We start from the raw sequence: 16,285 nt of genomic DNA, 5'->3' as shown, positions 1-16,285 counted from the left end.
ACCATCGGTATCTGTTGCAGATAATGCGCTGATTGTTGTAGCGCCTGCGGTAGATGAAATACTTGCGTTAGTTACATCATTGGCTGTTGGTGGGTTGTTACCAATTGGAATGGTGAATGTTGCTGGTGTAGCATCTACTGCTCCATTGTTATCCGTAGCAGTAAAAGTAAAAGTCGTTGTTCCTGTAAAAGTTCCGTTTGGATCAAAAGTCAATGTAGCCGCTTGCGCTGGTGTAATCACTTGTCCTGCGGTTACAGCAACTCCGCCCAAGGCTAATGTTCCATTGGCTGGTAAAGTAGAAACGGTATAACTAGCAATGGTACCATCGGTATCTGTTGCAGATAATGCGCTGATTGTTGTAGCGCCTGCTGTTGATGGAATACTTGCGTTAGTTACATCATTGGCTGTTGGTGGGTTGTTACCAATTGGAATCGTGAATGTTGCTGGTGTAGCATCTACTGCTCCATTGTTATCCGTAGCAGTAAAAGTAAAAGTCGTTGTTCCTGTAAAAGTTCCGTTTGGATCAAAAGTCAATGTAGCCGCTTGCGCTGGTGTGATCACTTGTCCTGCGGTTACAGCAACTCCGCCCAAGGCTAATGTTCCATTGGCTGGTAAAGTAGAAACGGTATATGAAGCAATTGTACCATCGGTATCTGTTGCAGATAATGCGCTGATTGTTGTAGCACCTGCTGTTGATGGAATACTTGCGTTAGTTACATTATTTGCTGTTGGTGGGTTGTTACCAATTGGAATGGTGAATGTTGCTGGTGTAGCATCTACTGCTCCATTGTTATCCGTAGCAGTAAAAGTAAAAGTCGTTGTTCCTGTAAAAATTCCGTTTGGATCAAAAGTCAATGTAGCCGCTTGCGCTGGTGTGATCACTTGTCCTGCTGTTACAGCTACTCCGCCTAAGGCTAATGTTCCATTGGCTGGTAAAGTAGAAACGGTATAACTCGCAATGGTGCCATCGGTATCTGTTGCAGATAATGCGCTGATTGTTGTAGCGCCTGCGGTAGATGGAATACTTGCGTTAGTTACATCATTGGCTATTGGGCGTATATTGGGAGTAACTGTTGATGAATTATTACCTGGTGTTGGATCTGCGGTAGTGCTAGAAATCGTTGCTGTATTGGCATAACTACCTGATGCATTTACTGTCGCAGTAATTGTTAATATTGCACTCGAACCGTTGTTTAAAGATCCAATTGTCCACAATCCCGTGGCGCTATTAAAAGTTCCAACAGTTGGTGCTGTGTTACTTACAAAGGTATAACCCGCTGGTAAAACATCTGAAACAGAAACACCTTCAGCTGTACTTGGTCCTGCATTATTTGCTGTTAAAGTAAAGGTCACACTGCTTCCCACATTTGGTGTAGGATTGTTTACTGTTTTGGCTATGCTTACGTTTGCTGAAGCATCAACAAAATTTCTACCTGTAATAGATTGAAAACCGAAAACATTATTATTGATAACACTATCATTTGCTCCCTCTACATCTGAAAAATTAGAAAACCCAGCCAAATTTGTTTGAGTAACTGTGTAATTTCCTAAACTGTTTACAAGAATTGAAAATGAATAATTTCCATTTGAATCTGTTGTTGTAGTTTGGCTACTTGGCCCACTTAAGGTTACGGTGGACCCTACGATATTTCCTCCTCCTTGGACAGAAACATTACCACATAATAATGGTGAGGTTAAAACAGTGCCTTCCCTACCTGTTAAAGTTATATCTTGAAAATATATCGAATTGAGTCTTTCTACATCAGTTCCACCCACTGCACCAATAGTAATAACCATGGATGAACGATTCTCAAAATAAGTTGTGTATGCATATCCTGGACCTACACCAGTACCACCTTGTACTGCAGAGGTAGTCGCAGTTCCCCTAAAACTAGTAGCGGTAGTTGCAAATGTTAAATTAGTAGGATTAGAATTAAATCTTGCATCTGGCAAATTCATTTCTACATACTCTCTTAAGGTACCACTATCTCCATCAACATCTAATGCAGATGCGTAATAATTTAATCGTACCGGATTTGCAAAAGTTCCACCCGCTGTAACAAAATTAAACACAAAAGTAATACTCGCAGGATTAGATCCATTTGTTAAAATCGAAGGCTGAAATGCATTATCAAAACCATCTGACCCTTCTGTCACAGCAGGTTTATCTAGATCCGCAATTGTTGGCAGCCCCCCCGTACCATTAATCGAAGATATAGTAACTAAGGCGTCTACTCCCGCTGTAACGGCTGGAAAACGATATACATCTCCCACATTTGGGATACCATTGTTAGTCCCCGACACAAAAACAGGATTTTGAAAATTTAAGCTTGGAGCTGTAATTGCAGTTGAATTACAAGCTCTTTGAGAGGAAGAATCATATACAACCAAATCTGCAGGAGCTGAAGGAAAAGGTCCACATGCGTAATTGCTATTTGTTATGATTACTCTATAGTCATAGCCATTCTGCGTTAAAGTTACACCTGTTAAATTTAAACTAGCAGTCGTTGCTCCTGAATATATTCCTCCGTTTGTAATATTAGACCATGATGAGCCGCCATTAGTACTTAGTTGCCATTGGTATTGTATCGTGCCTGAAGACCCTACAGTTACTGAAAAAACAGCATTGCCATTATTAAAAGTCAACTGATTAGAGGGCTGAGTTGTTATTACATTACCAACAGTTATTGCATTGGTATACGTTCCAGTGTAAGAAGCTGCAATTACAGTTCCATTTGCATTTGTTGGGGCTATTGCTCCTCCAGTTTGACCAAATTGCTGACCAGTTGCCGCAGATGTATTGTTATTGTAATATTCATTAGAATCTGAGCAGCCATCATTATCAGAGTCTAAATCTAAATGATTAGGCACAGAATCAGAATCAGAACTTGCTTCATATACATCTGGAACACCGTCACTATCAGCATCGGTATAGTTGGTGGTTGAACCATCAGCTCTTGCAATATATGTTGCGCTTTGTCCGCTATTATTTGTTGTGTCTAAATAGTTTGGCAAACCATCACCATCTTGATCTCCGTTTGGATTATTACCCCCAGATTCAACAGAATCTAATATCCCATCGTTATCATCATCTAAATCAACATCGTCGGTTTTACCATCACCGTCCGTGTCTTGTAAACAGACTGAATATAAGGGATTAGTGATAGGAAAATCATTTTGATTCATATCAAAGTCCTTAAAAAAGGTATTATTTGCATAATTATCAAATTCAATACTTGACACATCATTAAATTCATACATTACTCTGCTCTCCGGACCTCCACCTTCAGTGGCAGTACCAGTTGCATTTAGATCAGGTGGTGTATTGTTAATCAATAACCTTGTAGGATTGGCTGTAGCCGTAAACCTAACTGAAGCCCCACAATCTGTAGCTAAAGCTTCATTATTGGGACCATCTATATCATTAATAACAAATCTAAAATCGTTAACAGGAATCGGTGTAACACCATCTGCAGTTAAAAATGTAAAACGAATTCTTGATTTGTTATTTGGTATTCCGATTCCTCCCGTCCCATGAGTGTATCTAATATTGTCCGCACTTATTGAGAAAGTCCCCACCTGAGGCCCTGCGATTCTCTGAGCTCTAACAAAAGCAAGTGTAGGAATAGTTGGAGAAGTTGCTACAAACAAAGCATTATCGGTGCCAGCACCAGATGATATACTTGAGACAGCGACATTTTCGAAATTTTGCGATATCCCGAAACTATAGAATAGAAGAAAAATTAAGACAAATATCTTATCAATAAACTTAATTTTTACTGGTTTTAAATTATTAAAGCTTAAAACTTTAAAATCTTGAGAGTAATTTATATTCATATTACAGATATTTTATTGATAAGGGACACTTTGTGTATTTTCTTAAATGATAAGTAAACCTTGATGATTAACAAACAAAAAACAATCTATTAACCACTACGTCTTAATTCGAACATTTTAACATAAATATACGTTAAAAACCTCTTAATGGTTTTGCTAAAAAATAAAAAAATAAAATTTTTATTTTGGTAACAAAGTTTACAAAAAAAATCTTAAAATCAAACAGAATTTTTTCTTGATAACAGTAATATATAAAACAAAACACTTGTACATCAACACTTTTCGTGAATAAAATGATTTTGGTCACCATTTAGAAACACTATTGAATTTACAGTTTCGGACCCTAACATTGATTGTAAGGCGTTTATCCCATGGTAAAACCTTTTAATCAGAAATTAAGGTGTCTATTTTGAACAAAAAAATAACCCCAACAACATCTTTCAATAAATTTAATTAAAATGAAAATAAAAATAAAAAATCTTTCGACGAACAGACAAAATGTGTGGATAAGCAGTAAAATATGGGGTTTAAATAGTAGTAAAATATAGATTTAATCCCGAAATATATTTTAAAAAAAGTCAATTGTGTCACTATTGCAGTACCGAAGTAAATTGTTTGTGAAATTGAAACGAGAAGTTTCCTGTGCGGACTTTAATTGAACTGTTGCAATAACTAGAAATGTTAAACCTACTTTCACAACAAATGCAAGCAACATTCCTCGGATTTTCAAAAGGCAATTCAAGGTCGCCTACCACAAGACAATCATATACGAACTTAGTAAAAAGCCTTATTGGTAATTTATTGAAAACAGTTAAAAAGGAAGCCACGATCGAAATTAGCTATTGTGAAACTAAATCAAGACTAATTTGCTCTTTAAAATATAAATTTAAATAATTAAAACTAAATAAATTCAATCAATATCATCCATTTCGCGCAAAATCAAGTTGTAATTAAAACTAAGACGTAGTCTGATTGTTCCAATTCAAGGCGAAGCTAAAGCAAACAAAACTATTTACTAGGGAGATTGCCCCTACTCAATACCTAATTAAAAATATTTAATTGAGGAACTACAATTAAGCAAATATAATTTGGACATAAAAACGACAGTATCGCATTTAGACAAAATACGAATAAAATTGAAGAACTATAAAAAAGCGAAAAGGCTGCACTTATAAAATTGCAGCCTTTTTTTATACTTATTAACAGCCTTCAATGCCACAGCTATCTCCGGAAGAATCATTAAGTAATTGCGGTTTTATTACAAAATCACCTTCGTCCCAAACTTTATCTAAAGTCTTAACAAAAGTCTCAACATGTTGTGCTCCAGATACAGCGTATTTATTGTCGAGTACAAAAAAAGGAACACCTTGTACACCAATTGCATTAGCCTCAGCTATGTCAGAACGAACTTCGGCAACATATTTATCTGATGAAAGCACCTCTTCAATTTCAACAGAAGGAAGCCCTACCATAAGCCCTAAATCCAATAGCGTATTATTGTCGTTTACATCCTTGCCATCCGTTAAATAGGCTTTTAACAGCAATTCTTTTAAAGGATCACCTAGCTTATACTTTTTAGCTAAATGCAACAATTGATGCGCCTTCAACGAATTGGCCATAATTGCCTTTTCAAAATGAAAATCCAATCCTGAATTAGCTGCATTTTGAGTCATGTTGGCCAACATTTCCTTTGCCCAATCGGTATCTTTTCGATATTTTTCAGCTAAATGATCAACCAAGTTATCATCGGTGGAGGCAACGAAATTAGCATCTAACTGAAAACTCTTCCATTCAATCTCCACTGAATCTTTGTATTGGAACTGTTCAAGTGCGGCCTCTAGCCTTCTCTTTCCGATATAACAAAACGGACACATAATATCCGACCATATTTGAATTTTTAAAGTATTTTGCATCTGTTCTACAATTTAAAAAATTATTGTTTGTATATACAAATGTACAAACTAAATACAAAACACGACAGTCATTATGCTTTAATTAAGAGTATAACGCTAATTTTAAAACATAAAAAAACCACCAAAATTATTTTTGATGGTTTGGTATAATTGAAAATATTATTTCTTTTAAGAAATAAGGTCTAACACTACTGAAGGAAACAAACCTAAGGCGATATTTAGTACTATTGCAAGAACAGCCACAGCATAAATTATAACCGGAGTTCCAGTTCTAGTCTCATTCGCATCTTTAGTGAACATGGCTAGTATAAGTTTGAAATAATAACCAACACTGATAATTGAATTGATCACAGCAACAATAACTAGGGCAAGATATCCAGCTTTTATGGTATCACTGAACAAAACCAACTTAGCAAAGAAACCTGCGAAAATTGGAATACCAGCCATAGAAAGTAATGCAGCAGTCAATATCACAGCCAATAAAGGATTTGTTTTTCCTAAACCGTGAAAGTTAACAATATCTTCATTATCTCTATTTTTACATACGTACAACACCACACTAAAAGCTGCAATTCCAGCAAGTGCGTAGGCAGAAGTATAATACAATAAACTACCTGCAGCAGTAGATAGGCTTAACAAAGTCATCAACATAAAGCCCGCGTGTGAAATACCTGAAAAAGCCAACATTCGCTTTACATTAACTTGACGCAATGCCATAATATTTCCAACTGTCATCGATGCCATCGATATAATCACAACAACCAACTGGAAGGATTCAGAAACATCTGCATTCATTACCGAAAGTAACTTGAACAAAGTAGCAATCGCTACCACCTTAGCCAAAGTACTCATCAAAGCAGTAGTTAGTGCAGGAGAACCCTCGTAAACATCTGGAGCCCAAAAATGGAACGGTACAGCAGCAACTTTAAATAACATACCAATAGTAAGCAAAACAATTCCGATAGGGAACCAAATAGGCAATTCAGCAGATTGAGATAGTTCACTAATTTCAGTAACATCAAAACTACCCATAGCTCCATAAATTAAACAAATACCGAACAGTATAATACCTGAAGCAAATGAACCCATCAAGAAATATTTCATCCCTGCTTCGTTACTTTTTAAACTCAAACGATCACTTGCAGCTAAGATGTAAAGTGCAATAGATAATACTTCGATTCCTAAGAAGAACATGGCTAAATTTCCAAAGGAAACCATAGCAACTGCGCCAGCTAACAAAAATATTTTGATGGCAATAAAATCAGAAATTTTAGACTGCTTATGTTCATAAAAATTATGACCCAAAGCAACCAAGAAAATTGTCAAAACAATAAACAATGATGAAAATGCTCCTGAAAATTTACTTACAACAATCATATTATTGTAGAAACTAGCAGGTGTATTCATTTCAGAAATTGTCAAACCAAGCACGCCCAAAAGACCAATAATCGTAAATGGAACAATCGCTTTGCGTAAATTAAATATTTCAAATAAAAGGCATAAAACACCTAATCCTATTATAGCTATTAATGTATTCATTTCTTATTTGACTTAGTTAATTCGGTTGATTTGTGTTAAAATTTCTTCAAGACTTGGTGTAATCAAGTCAGTTATTGGTTTAGGATACATTCCGAAAAAGAACAACACTCCAATAATGATACTAAAAGTGAATGCTTCAGATAAAGTAACATCAGCGAAAACTTTAGAATTGGTTTCCCCCAACATCACATGTTGATACATTTTCAACATGTAGTATGCTCCCAAAATAATAGTTGTTCCACCTAATATTGCGAACCAAACATTGATTCCGTATAAACTGTAAAGAACCGTAAACTCTCCAATAAAGTTAAAGGTGGTTGGTAATGCTACAGAGGCCAAAACCAATATTAAAAACAATGAACTAAACTTAGGAGCTTGAGTTCGCACACCACCCATTTCTGAGATTAATCTAGTTTCATATCTTCGGAACAAAACTTCAGCTGCATAAAACAATCCTACAACAACAAATCCGTGAGCGATCATTTGCAAAACTGCACCACGCAATCCATCTAATGTTAATGTATACGTTCCAGCTGCAATTAAACCTACGTGTGCCAACGAAGAATAAGCTAATAATTTCTTCAAATCTCTTTGTCTAAGTGCTACTATTGATCCGTAAATAACACCGGCAATACCAAGACCGATAAAAACAAACATATACTCTTTAGCAGCTAAAGCCGTAAGAGGCAATTGCCAACGGATAACACTGTATAAACCCATTTTTAACATGATACCCGAAAGTAACATGGTTCCAACGGTTGGCGCTTTTTGGTAAACAGCAGCCTGCCAAGTATGAAAAGGAATCAAAGGAATTTTGATTGCATAAGCCAAAAAGAAAGCAAGGAAAATCCAAAACTGCTCGTCGGCTGACAAATTCAACTGATACAAATCTTCTAAAAGTAAACTTCCTGCTTTTTGGTACATGTACACAAAAGCAACCAACATAAATAAAGAACCTGCAAGGGTGTAAATAAAGAATTTAACCACTGCCCTTTTGCGAGACTCTGAATCGCCATTACCCCATAATAAAGCTATAAAGTAAATCGGAACAAGTGCCAATTCCCAAAATACATAATACAACAATCCATCACTAGCTAAAAACGTTCCGACCATTGCAAAGGCCATGAACAAAACTAATGCATAAAAAGCTTTCGCATTTTCAAATTTAGAACCTAATGAAGAAAGGATAATCACTGCTGTAAGAACGGTAGTCAATAACAACATGGCTATTGATAAACCATCTACTTTAAGTGCAAAAGAAATATTAGGTTGCGCAATCCATTGCTGAATGAAGTTGGCATTTTGACCTAAATTATATTGATTTAGTATAACAATAGAAGCAGCAGCTGCCACTATACTGAAAAGTAAAGCTACTTTTGAAGCTAATTTATCACCCGAAAGAAAAGTGACAAAAGCACCTACTAAAAGAATAATTGAAATAAGAGATACATTCATAATATACGTTTATTGAGCTAAGAATAAATAAGAAACGATGGCACAAAGACCCAGCACAAATACAAAAAGATAAAGTCCGATACTTCCAGTTTGTATTTTCTTACCTTGATAGCTTAATTCATTAGTCACTTTTCCAAATCCGAACACCAAAGCTGATAAACCTGTCTCAACGGTATCTCTAAAAAAGTTAGAAAGAGCATTGATTGGTTTCACAAATAGTGCATCGTAAACTTCATCAACATAATATTTGTTGTATAACGTTTTAGATAATCCAGTAAGCGCTTCGTCTTGAACAGGAACATTATTTTGCTTCACAAATTTAACATAAGCAAGTCCAATACCAAATAAACCTCCAATTACAGCAACACCCATCAACATATATTCAGTAGTACCTAAATGATGTGCAGCGGTAGCTAACTTTGGTAAAATCGGAATTAAATAGTGATTTAACCAGCTGTTTCCTGGCAAACTAATAACACCACCTACAGTAGCTAAAATTGCTAAAATAATTAACGGAATGGTAATTAAAGCAGGACTTTCATGCAAATGATGTTTTTGTTCAGCAGTACCTCTAAATTCTTGAAAGAAAGTCAAGAACATCAGACGGAACATATAAAAAGCAGTCATTATAGAAGCGATAGACGCAACAACCCATAACGGAATATTATGGTGGAAAGCAACTAACAATATTTCATCCTTAGAGAAGAAACCTGAAAACAAAGGAACACCAGAAATAGCTAATGAAGCAATCAACATCGTAATAAATGTAATTGGCATCGCTTTACGTAAACCACCCATATTACGCATGTCTTGTTCTCCGTGCAAAGCATGAATAACTGATCCTGAACCTAAGAACAAACAAGCTTTGAAGAACGCATGCGTTATTACATGAAATACTGCTATTTCGTAAGCTCCTAAACCTAAAGCTAAGAACATTAATCCCAATTGAGATACTGTAGAATAAGCCAACACTTTTTTAATGTCGTTTTGCAACAATCCAATTGTCGCAGCAACCAATGCAGTAACAGCACCCACAATTGCAATTACATTTTGAACATCAGGTGTTAAATCAAATAAAAAGTTCAAACGTGTTATCATAAAGATACCCGCTGTTACCATGGTAGCGGCGTGAATCAACGCAGAAACAGGAGTTGGTCCTGCCATTGCATCTGGCAACCAAGTATACAAAGGAATTTGAGCCGATTTACCACAAGCTCCAATAAACAAAGCGAAACCTGCAACAGTAAGCCAATACATATCCACATTACTTCCGGTTGTGATGGCCGCTTTTAAACTCGTATAATCAACAGTTGAGAATAAACTTCCTAAGATGAAAATTCCAATCAACAATCCTAAATCCCCAATACGGTTCATGATGAAAGCTTTCTTTGCAGCATCATTGTACTCTTGATTTTTGTACCAAAATCCAATTAACAAGTACGAGCAAAGACCAACGCCTTCCCAACCGATAAACATTACCAATAGGTTACTTCCTATTACTAAAGTGATCATGAAAAAGATGAACAAATTCAAGTACGCAAAAAACTTGTGCATGTTTTCGTCATCATGCATGTAACTGATAGAATACAAATGAATCAATGATCCGATTCCTGTTACAAAAAGCAACCACAATAAAGAAAGTTGATCCAACTGAAAACCGAAATCAACTTTAAAATTGCTAATCTGAATCCAATCAAACAAAGCAATACGAATGCCTTCCGGTTGCGCTGCTAATCCTCCAAAAAAGTAAACCGTAGCTACAAAACTAACTACAACTGCCACTGTGCCTATGACGCCTGATAACGTTTTTCCAAGGCTTTTGCCAAAAAACACATTCAATAAAAATCCTAAAAAAGGAGCAAGAACTAAAACTAAAGCTATATTGGTATTCATCTCCATTTATCCTTTTAAGTTTTTTAAATTATCAATAGTAATTGAACCAAGGTTTCTGAAAATAGAAACTAAGATAGCCAATCCTACTGCAACCTCTGCTGCTGCAACTGCCATCGAAAAGAACACAAAAACTTGTCCTTGTGCATCCTGATGGTAAGTTGAAAATGCTACAAAAAGCAAATTCACCGCATTCAACATAATTTCAATAGACATAAATACGATAATGGCATTTCGTCTGTACAACACTCCAAAAATACCAATACAAAAAAGTATGACACTCAAGAATATGTAATTTTCAATACCAATGTGGTTTAAAATATTATTCATCTTATTTCTGCAATTTTTCTTTTTTAGACAATAATACTGTTCCAATCATCGCAACCAATAATAATATTGAAGCAAATTCAAACGGAACCATGTATTCATTCAGTAACACTTTACCAAGCACTTTGATTGATTGATAATCCTCACCGGTAGTTACATATTCTCCAACAATTGGTTTTGAATTAATGAAAATCAATATTAAAACCGCACAAATTAAACAGAACGAAACAATAGCTCCTAAACGTGTAATTCGTGGGCGATGTACTTCTTTCTGTTCATTCAAATTCATTAACATGATCGTAAAGAGGAACAAAATCATAATAGCTCCTGAGTAAACAATGACGTGAACTATCGCTAAAAATTGCGCATTCAATAAAAGGTAATGTCCTGCGATAGAGAAAAAACAAATCACTAAATAAATAGCACTGTGAATTGGGTTTCGACTAAAAATAGTTAAAAATGCGGTGGCTAAAGTAATTGCAGCCAATACACAAAATATGATAAGTACTGTAGACATTAGTTAGCGTTTTTAAGTTGAGTATTTTTCATAGCCATTTCCAAAGGCATTACTAATCTGTCTTTACCAAAGATAAAATCTTCTCTCTCATAATTTGACGGTACAAGAACTTTACTTGTTGTAAGGTAGATGGCATCTTTAGGACAAGCCTCTTCACAAAGACCGCAAAAAATACAACGCAACATATTGATTTCATAAATAGAAGCATATTTTTCCTCGCGATACAAATGCTTTTCATCCGCTTTACGCTCTTCGGCTTTCATAGTAATAGCTTCAGCAGGGCATGATAAGGCACACAAACCACAAGCTGTACAGTTTTCACGACCTTGTTCGTCGCGCTTTAACATGTGTTGCCCGCGGTAAACCGGACTCATGGTACGTACTTGCTCCGGGTATTGAATGGTAACCTTTCTAGTAAACAAATGCTGAATGGTGATAAACAATCCCTTGATAATCGCAACAAGGTACATGCGCTCCCAAAAAGTCATCTCCTTGTTGGAGACTAACTTTTTTCTTCCCGATAAGGATATACTTTCTATTGACATTTTTTATTTTTATTTGAAGCTTATTCCTGCTATTCGTTTCAATCTTTTACCCTGATAAAAATCAGGCTAAAAGGATTTCCACTACTATCAGGGCTAGGGCTTACGGTAAACAACTCTAATTTCTTCCTGGTTTTAGTACAGCTAACTTAATTTACAATCCAAAATAAGCAGCAATATCAGCTCTTAAAATTACAATTCCGGTAATTATAATATTGATAATCGAAAGCGGAATCAAAATTCTCCATCCTAAGTTCATCAATTGATCGTATCTAAATCTCGGGATCGTCCAACGTACCCACATGTAGAAAAAGATAAATCCACACAACTTGATAAACAAAGCACCAAACCCTAAAAGATTCGCCGCATTTACTCCCCAATTTTCAACAACCCAACTCATTCCTGGATAATTATATCCTCCAAAAAACAAGACCGCTAAAATAGTAGAAGAAATGAACATATTTGCATATTCGGCAAATAAATAAAAGCCCATTTTCATAGATGAATATTCCGTGTGGTAACCCCCAATTAATTCACTTTCGCACTCTGCCAAATCAAAAGGAGTTCTGTTCGATTCTGCAAAAGCACAAATTAAAAAGATTACAAATGAAAGTGGTTGGTAAAATACATTCCAGTTCATTCCAGCTTGCTGTGCAGAGATTTCTCTTAAACTCAAAGTTCCAGTCATCATCAACAAAGCAATCATTGAAAGTCCCATGGCAATTTCGTACGAAACCATTTGCGACGCAGCACGAACCGCTCCCATCAATGAGAACTTATTATTCGAAGCCCATCCTCCAATCATGATTCCGTAAACACCCACAGACACCACTCCAAAAAAGTATAGTAAACCAATATTCAAATCGGTTGCTTGTAATAAAATATCTCTTCCAAACAAATGCAATCTGTCTCCCCACGGAATCACAGCACTTGTCATTAAAGCCGTACTCATCGCAATAGCTGGCCCTACAAAAAATAAGAAACGGTTTGGCGTATTTGGCTCAAACTCTTCTTTTGAGAATAATTTTAAACCATCAGCTAGTGGTTGAAACAAACCTAGCGGTCCCGCTCTGTTTGGTCCTACACGATCTTGCAACCATGCCGCCACTTTACGCTCTGCCCAAGTAGAATACATCGCCATTAACATTGTCAGTGCAAAAACAGCAACAATGATGACACTTTTTTCAATTATAATAACGCTATCCATTATTCTCGGTAGTATTAAAAGTTGTACTTCCTTCGTTTGTCAATGGAATTTCAGCCATACTGATTTTTTTACGATCAACTGCTCTACCCAACAAAATGTTCTCTTCAGTTGCAATTTGCACTTTTTCTAACTTTCTGTTGTATTTATTAACGTTGATTACAGAATCTTTTTCAAAAGCTCTTGGTCCTTCAATAGTCCAATCAGCTATATCTTTATGGTCAAAACGACAACCGTTACAAATGAACTCATCAACTTCATGGTACTCATCTTTACGACCTGTTACACGCTGAATCTCGTCACCAAACATCCAAACAGTAGTTTTACCTGAACAAGTAGGACAATCTCTGTGTGCATTATACGGTTTACTAAACCAAACTCTTGATTTGAATCTAAATGTTTTATCAGTTAATGCTCCAACAGGACACACATCAATCATGTTACCTGAAAACTCATTGTCAATTGCTTTTGAAATACAAGTTGAAATATTAGAGTGATCTCCTCTATCCATAACTCCGTGTACGCGCTCATCTGTTAATTGATCAGCTACCATTACACAACGGTAACATAGAATGCAACGGTTCATGTGTAACTGAATGTTCGGACCAATATCTTCTGGCTCAAAAGTTCTTTTCTCTTCAATAAAACGAGTTTCTGACTTTCCGTGCTCAAAGCTTAAGTTTTGCAAATCACATTCACCAGCCTGATCACAAACTGGGCAATCTAAAGGGTGATTGATCAATAAAAACTCCGTTACCGACTTTCTAGCTTCTTGAACTCGTGGTGATGATTTACTATTCACTTCCATTCCGTCCATACAGCCTGTAACACATGATGCCATTAATTTTGGCATTGGTCTAGGGTCTGCCTCACTACCTTTGGCAACTTCAACTAAACAACAACGGCATTTTCCACCGCTTCCTTTTAGTTTAGAATAATAACACATCGCTGGCGGTACTACCTCACCACCTATCATACGTGCTGCTTGCAGGATAGTTGTTCCTGGTTCTACTTCTATTGACTGTCCGTCTATTGTTACTTTCATTTCTTATTTAGTTTAAAGTTTCAGGTTTAAAGTTTCAAGTTGTTGCACTTTAAAAATTACATCTGAAAATTTAGGTAATACTTATATTTTGTTCTTATTTGAAATGCTCGTTATATAATTTTATAACTTCCTCTAATTGTTTTGGTTTATAATATTTGTTCGAATCCATCCATTTTTGGTATAATTCCGGATAATCAATTATAAATTCTCCTAGTCGCTCTCTAAACTCCGGCCCCTGTAATTCTACAAATTTATCGTCTTTTAATCCAAATCCAATTCCGATTACCATTCCTGAACCTTCTTTGTAAAATCTATAGAACATAAGTCTTCCAGCTTGTACTTCATGATAAAAACGCTTGTTGTTATCATATATAAGACTCACAAATTTCAAATCCCCAAACTTTGTTCCTTTAATTAAAAAAGACTTTAAGTTTTTGGTTGTGTATTCTATTTTTTCGCCTTTGTCATTTAGGATTTTAATTTTGTCATAAATACTGGCTACTGACAAAAGTTTTTCACTGAATGGATTAGTTGCAACAAAATACTTACAATGGATTGTATCATTTGCACTGGTCACAGCATATCCGTCAAACTTTTGAGAATGAACAAATATTGGCAACAATAATATGAACAAAAATAACCTCATTTTATACATTTTCCTTTACTATAAAATGCTTTACACTTTCAAAGGGTTCCACAACAAAATGATTTCTATTTTTGATTTTTTCTGGAAAACGAATGTGGTACTCAAATTCATCTCTAAAATGACGAATCGCAGCAGCTACTGGCCATGAAGCAGCGTCACCTAAAGGACAAATTGTGTTTCCTTCAATTTTACTTTGAATACTTAACAACAATTCGATATCCTCTTCGCGTCCGTGTCCGTTTTCAATACGGTGCAATACTTTTTCTAACCAACCCGTACCTTCACGACATGGTGAACATTGCCCACAACTTTCATGGTGATAAAAACGAGAGAAATTCCACGTATTACGAACGATACAAGCTGTATCATCGTAAACGATAAAACCTCCTGAACCCAACATCGATCCAGTAGCAAAACCACCGTCACTCAAAGACTCATAAGTCATCAAACGGTCTTCGCCATTTGCAGTTTTATAAATCAAATTTGCTGGTAAAATTGGTACAGAACTTCCTCCTGGCACGAATGCTTTCAATGGTCTGTCAGAACTCATACCACCCAAATATTCATCTGAGTTCATGAATTCATAAACACTTAATCCTAAATCAATTTCGTAAACACCAGGGTTTTTAATATTTCCTGAAGCAGAAATTAATTTAGTTCCCGTAGATCTACCAATACCGATTTTAGCGTAGTCAGCACCTGAATTGTTTACAATCCATGGCACAGCTGCAATGGTTTCAACATTATTCACTACCGTTGGATTAGCCCATAAACCAGATACCGCAGGAAATGGCGGCTTAATTCTTGGGTTTCCTCTTTTTCCTTCTAATGACTCAATAAGAGCAGTCTCTTCTCCACAAATATAGGCACCACCACCAATTTGAACGTATAAATCCAAATCGTATCCGGTACCTAATATATTTTTACCTAACCAACCTGCAGCTTTCGCCTCAGCAATGGCACGTTCTAAAATTTTATACACCCACATGTACTCTCCACGAATGTAGATGTACGATAAATTTGCACCAAGAGCATAGCTTGAGGTAATCATTCCTTCGATCAATAAGTGCGGAATGTACTCCATCAAATAACGATCCTTAAAAGTACCTGGCTCCGACTCATCTGCATTACAAACCAAGTGCCTTGGCTTTCCCGATTTTTTGTCGATAAAACTCCACTTCATCCCTGCAGGAAATCCTGCACCACCACGACCACGTAGTCCTGAAGTCTTTACTTCTTCTACTACTTCGTCAGGTGTTAAGGTTTTTAAAGCTTTTTCTACAGAAGCATAACCACCATTAGCGCGGTATACCTCATAAGTTTTAATTCCTGGAATATTTACTTTATCTAATAATATTTTCTGTGACATA

Annotated in this window: 12 protein-coding genes; all 12 read right to left on the bottom strand. The window is 36.0% G+C overall.

Annotated features, from left to right (window positions below):
* A partial coding sequence (locus KBJ98_RS11235; RefSeq protein ID WP_210790744.1) for an Ig-like domain-containing protein occupies positions 1–3,837 on the bottom strand: 3,837 nt, incomplete at its 3' end.
* Positions 3,838–5,036: 1,199 nt separating this feature from the next.
* Positions 5,037–5,750: a DsbA family oxidoreductase gene (locus tag KBJ98_RS11230; protein WP_210790742.1), complete on the bottom strand. Its 714-nt coding sequence runs from the start codon at positions 5,748–5,750 to the stop codon at positions 5,037–5,039.
* 168 nt (positions 5,751–5,918) lie between these two features.
* A complete protein-coding gene (locus tag KBJ98_RS11225; protein ID WP_210790741.1) occupies positions 5,919–7,289 on the bottom strand; it encodes an NADH-quinone oxidoreductase subunit N in 1,371 nt (456 codons plus the stop codon).
* A 12-nt stretch (positions 7,290–7,301) separates the two neighbouring features.
* Entirely contained in the window at positions 7,302–8,744 is a 1,443-nt protein-coding gene (locus KBJ98_RS11220; RefSeq protein ID WP_210790739.1) for a complex I subunit 4 family protein, read from the bottom strand.
* A gap of 9 nt (positions 8,745–8,753) precedes the next feature.
* Entirely contained in the window at positions 8,754–10,637 is a 1,884-nt protein-coding gene (nuoL, locus tag KBJ98_RS11215; protein WP_210790737.1) for an NADH-quinone oxidoreductase subunit L, read from the bottom strand.
* 6 nt (positions 10,638–10,643) lie between these two features.
* Positions 10,644–10,964 carry an NADH-quinone oxidoreductase subunit NuoK gene (gene nuoK / locus KBJ98_RS11210; protein ID WP_166139024.1) on the bottom strand — a complete coding sequence of 107 codons (321 nt, stop codon included), beginning with the start codon at positions 10,962–10,964 and terminating at the stop codon, positions 10,644–10,646.
* A 1-nt stretch (position 10,965) separates the two neighbouring features.
* Complete coding sequence (locus KBJ98_RS11205; protein ID WP_166139020.1) at positions 10,966–11,478, bottom strand: NADH-quinone oxidoreductase subunit J family protein; 513 nt, start codon at positions 11,476–11,478, stop codon at positions 10,966–10,968.
* A complete protein-coding gene (locus KBJ98_RS11200) occupies positions 11,478–12,023 on the bottom strand; it encodes a NuoI/complex I 23 kDa subunit family protein (protein ID WP_210790735.1) in 546 nt (181 codons plus the stop codon). Before KBJ98_RS11200 ends, KBJ98_RS11205 begins: the two co-directional genes overlap by 1 nt.
* Before the next feature lie 151 nt (positions 12,024–12,174).
* The gene (nuoH, locus tag KBJ98_RS11195; RefSeq protein ID WP_210790733.1) at positions 12,175–13,227 is read right to left on the bottom strand and encodes an NADH-quinone oxidoreductase subunit NuoH; all 1,053 of its coding nucleotides are present in this window, start codon (positions 13,225–13,227) and stop codon (positions 12,175–12,177) included.
* On the bottom strand, positions 13,220–14,269 hold the full coding sequence (locus tag KBJ98_RS11190; RefSeq protein ID WP_210790731.1) for a 2Fe-2S iron-sulfur cluster-binding protein: 1,050 nt from the start codon (positions 14,267–14,269) through the stop codon (positions 13,220–13,222). Before KBJ98_RS11190 ends, nuoH begins: the two co-directional genes overlap by 8 nt.
* Positions 14,270–14,363: 94 nt before the next feature.
* A complete protein-coding gene (locus KBJ98_RS11185; protein ID WP_210790729.1) occupies positions 14,364–14,915 on the bottom strand; it encodes a hypothetical protein in 552 nt (183 codons plus the stop codon).
* A 1-nt stretch (position 14,916) separates the two neighbouring features.
* The gene (nuoF, locus tag KBJ98_RS11180) at positions 14,917–16,284 is read right to left on the bottom strand and encodes an NADH-quinone oxidoreductase subunit NuoF (protein ID WP_210790727.1); all 1,368 of its coding nucleotides are present in this window, start codon (positions 16,282–16,284) and stop codon (positions 14,917–14,919) included.
* Position 16,285 lies beyond the last annotated feature (1 nt).

The sequence above is a fragment of the Flavobacterium erciyesense genome, assembly GCF_018069925.1.
GTDB lineage: Bacteria > Bacteroidota > Bacteroidia > Flavobacteriales > Flavobacteriaceae > Flavobacterium > Flavobacterium erciyesense.
The sequence above is the reverse complement of the archived record's forward strand: the minus strand, read 5'-3'. Positions and strand labels throughout refer to the sequence as shown.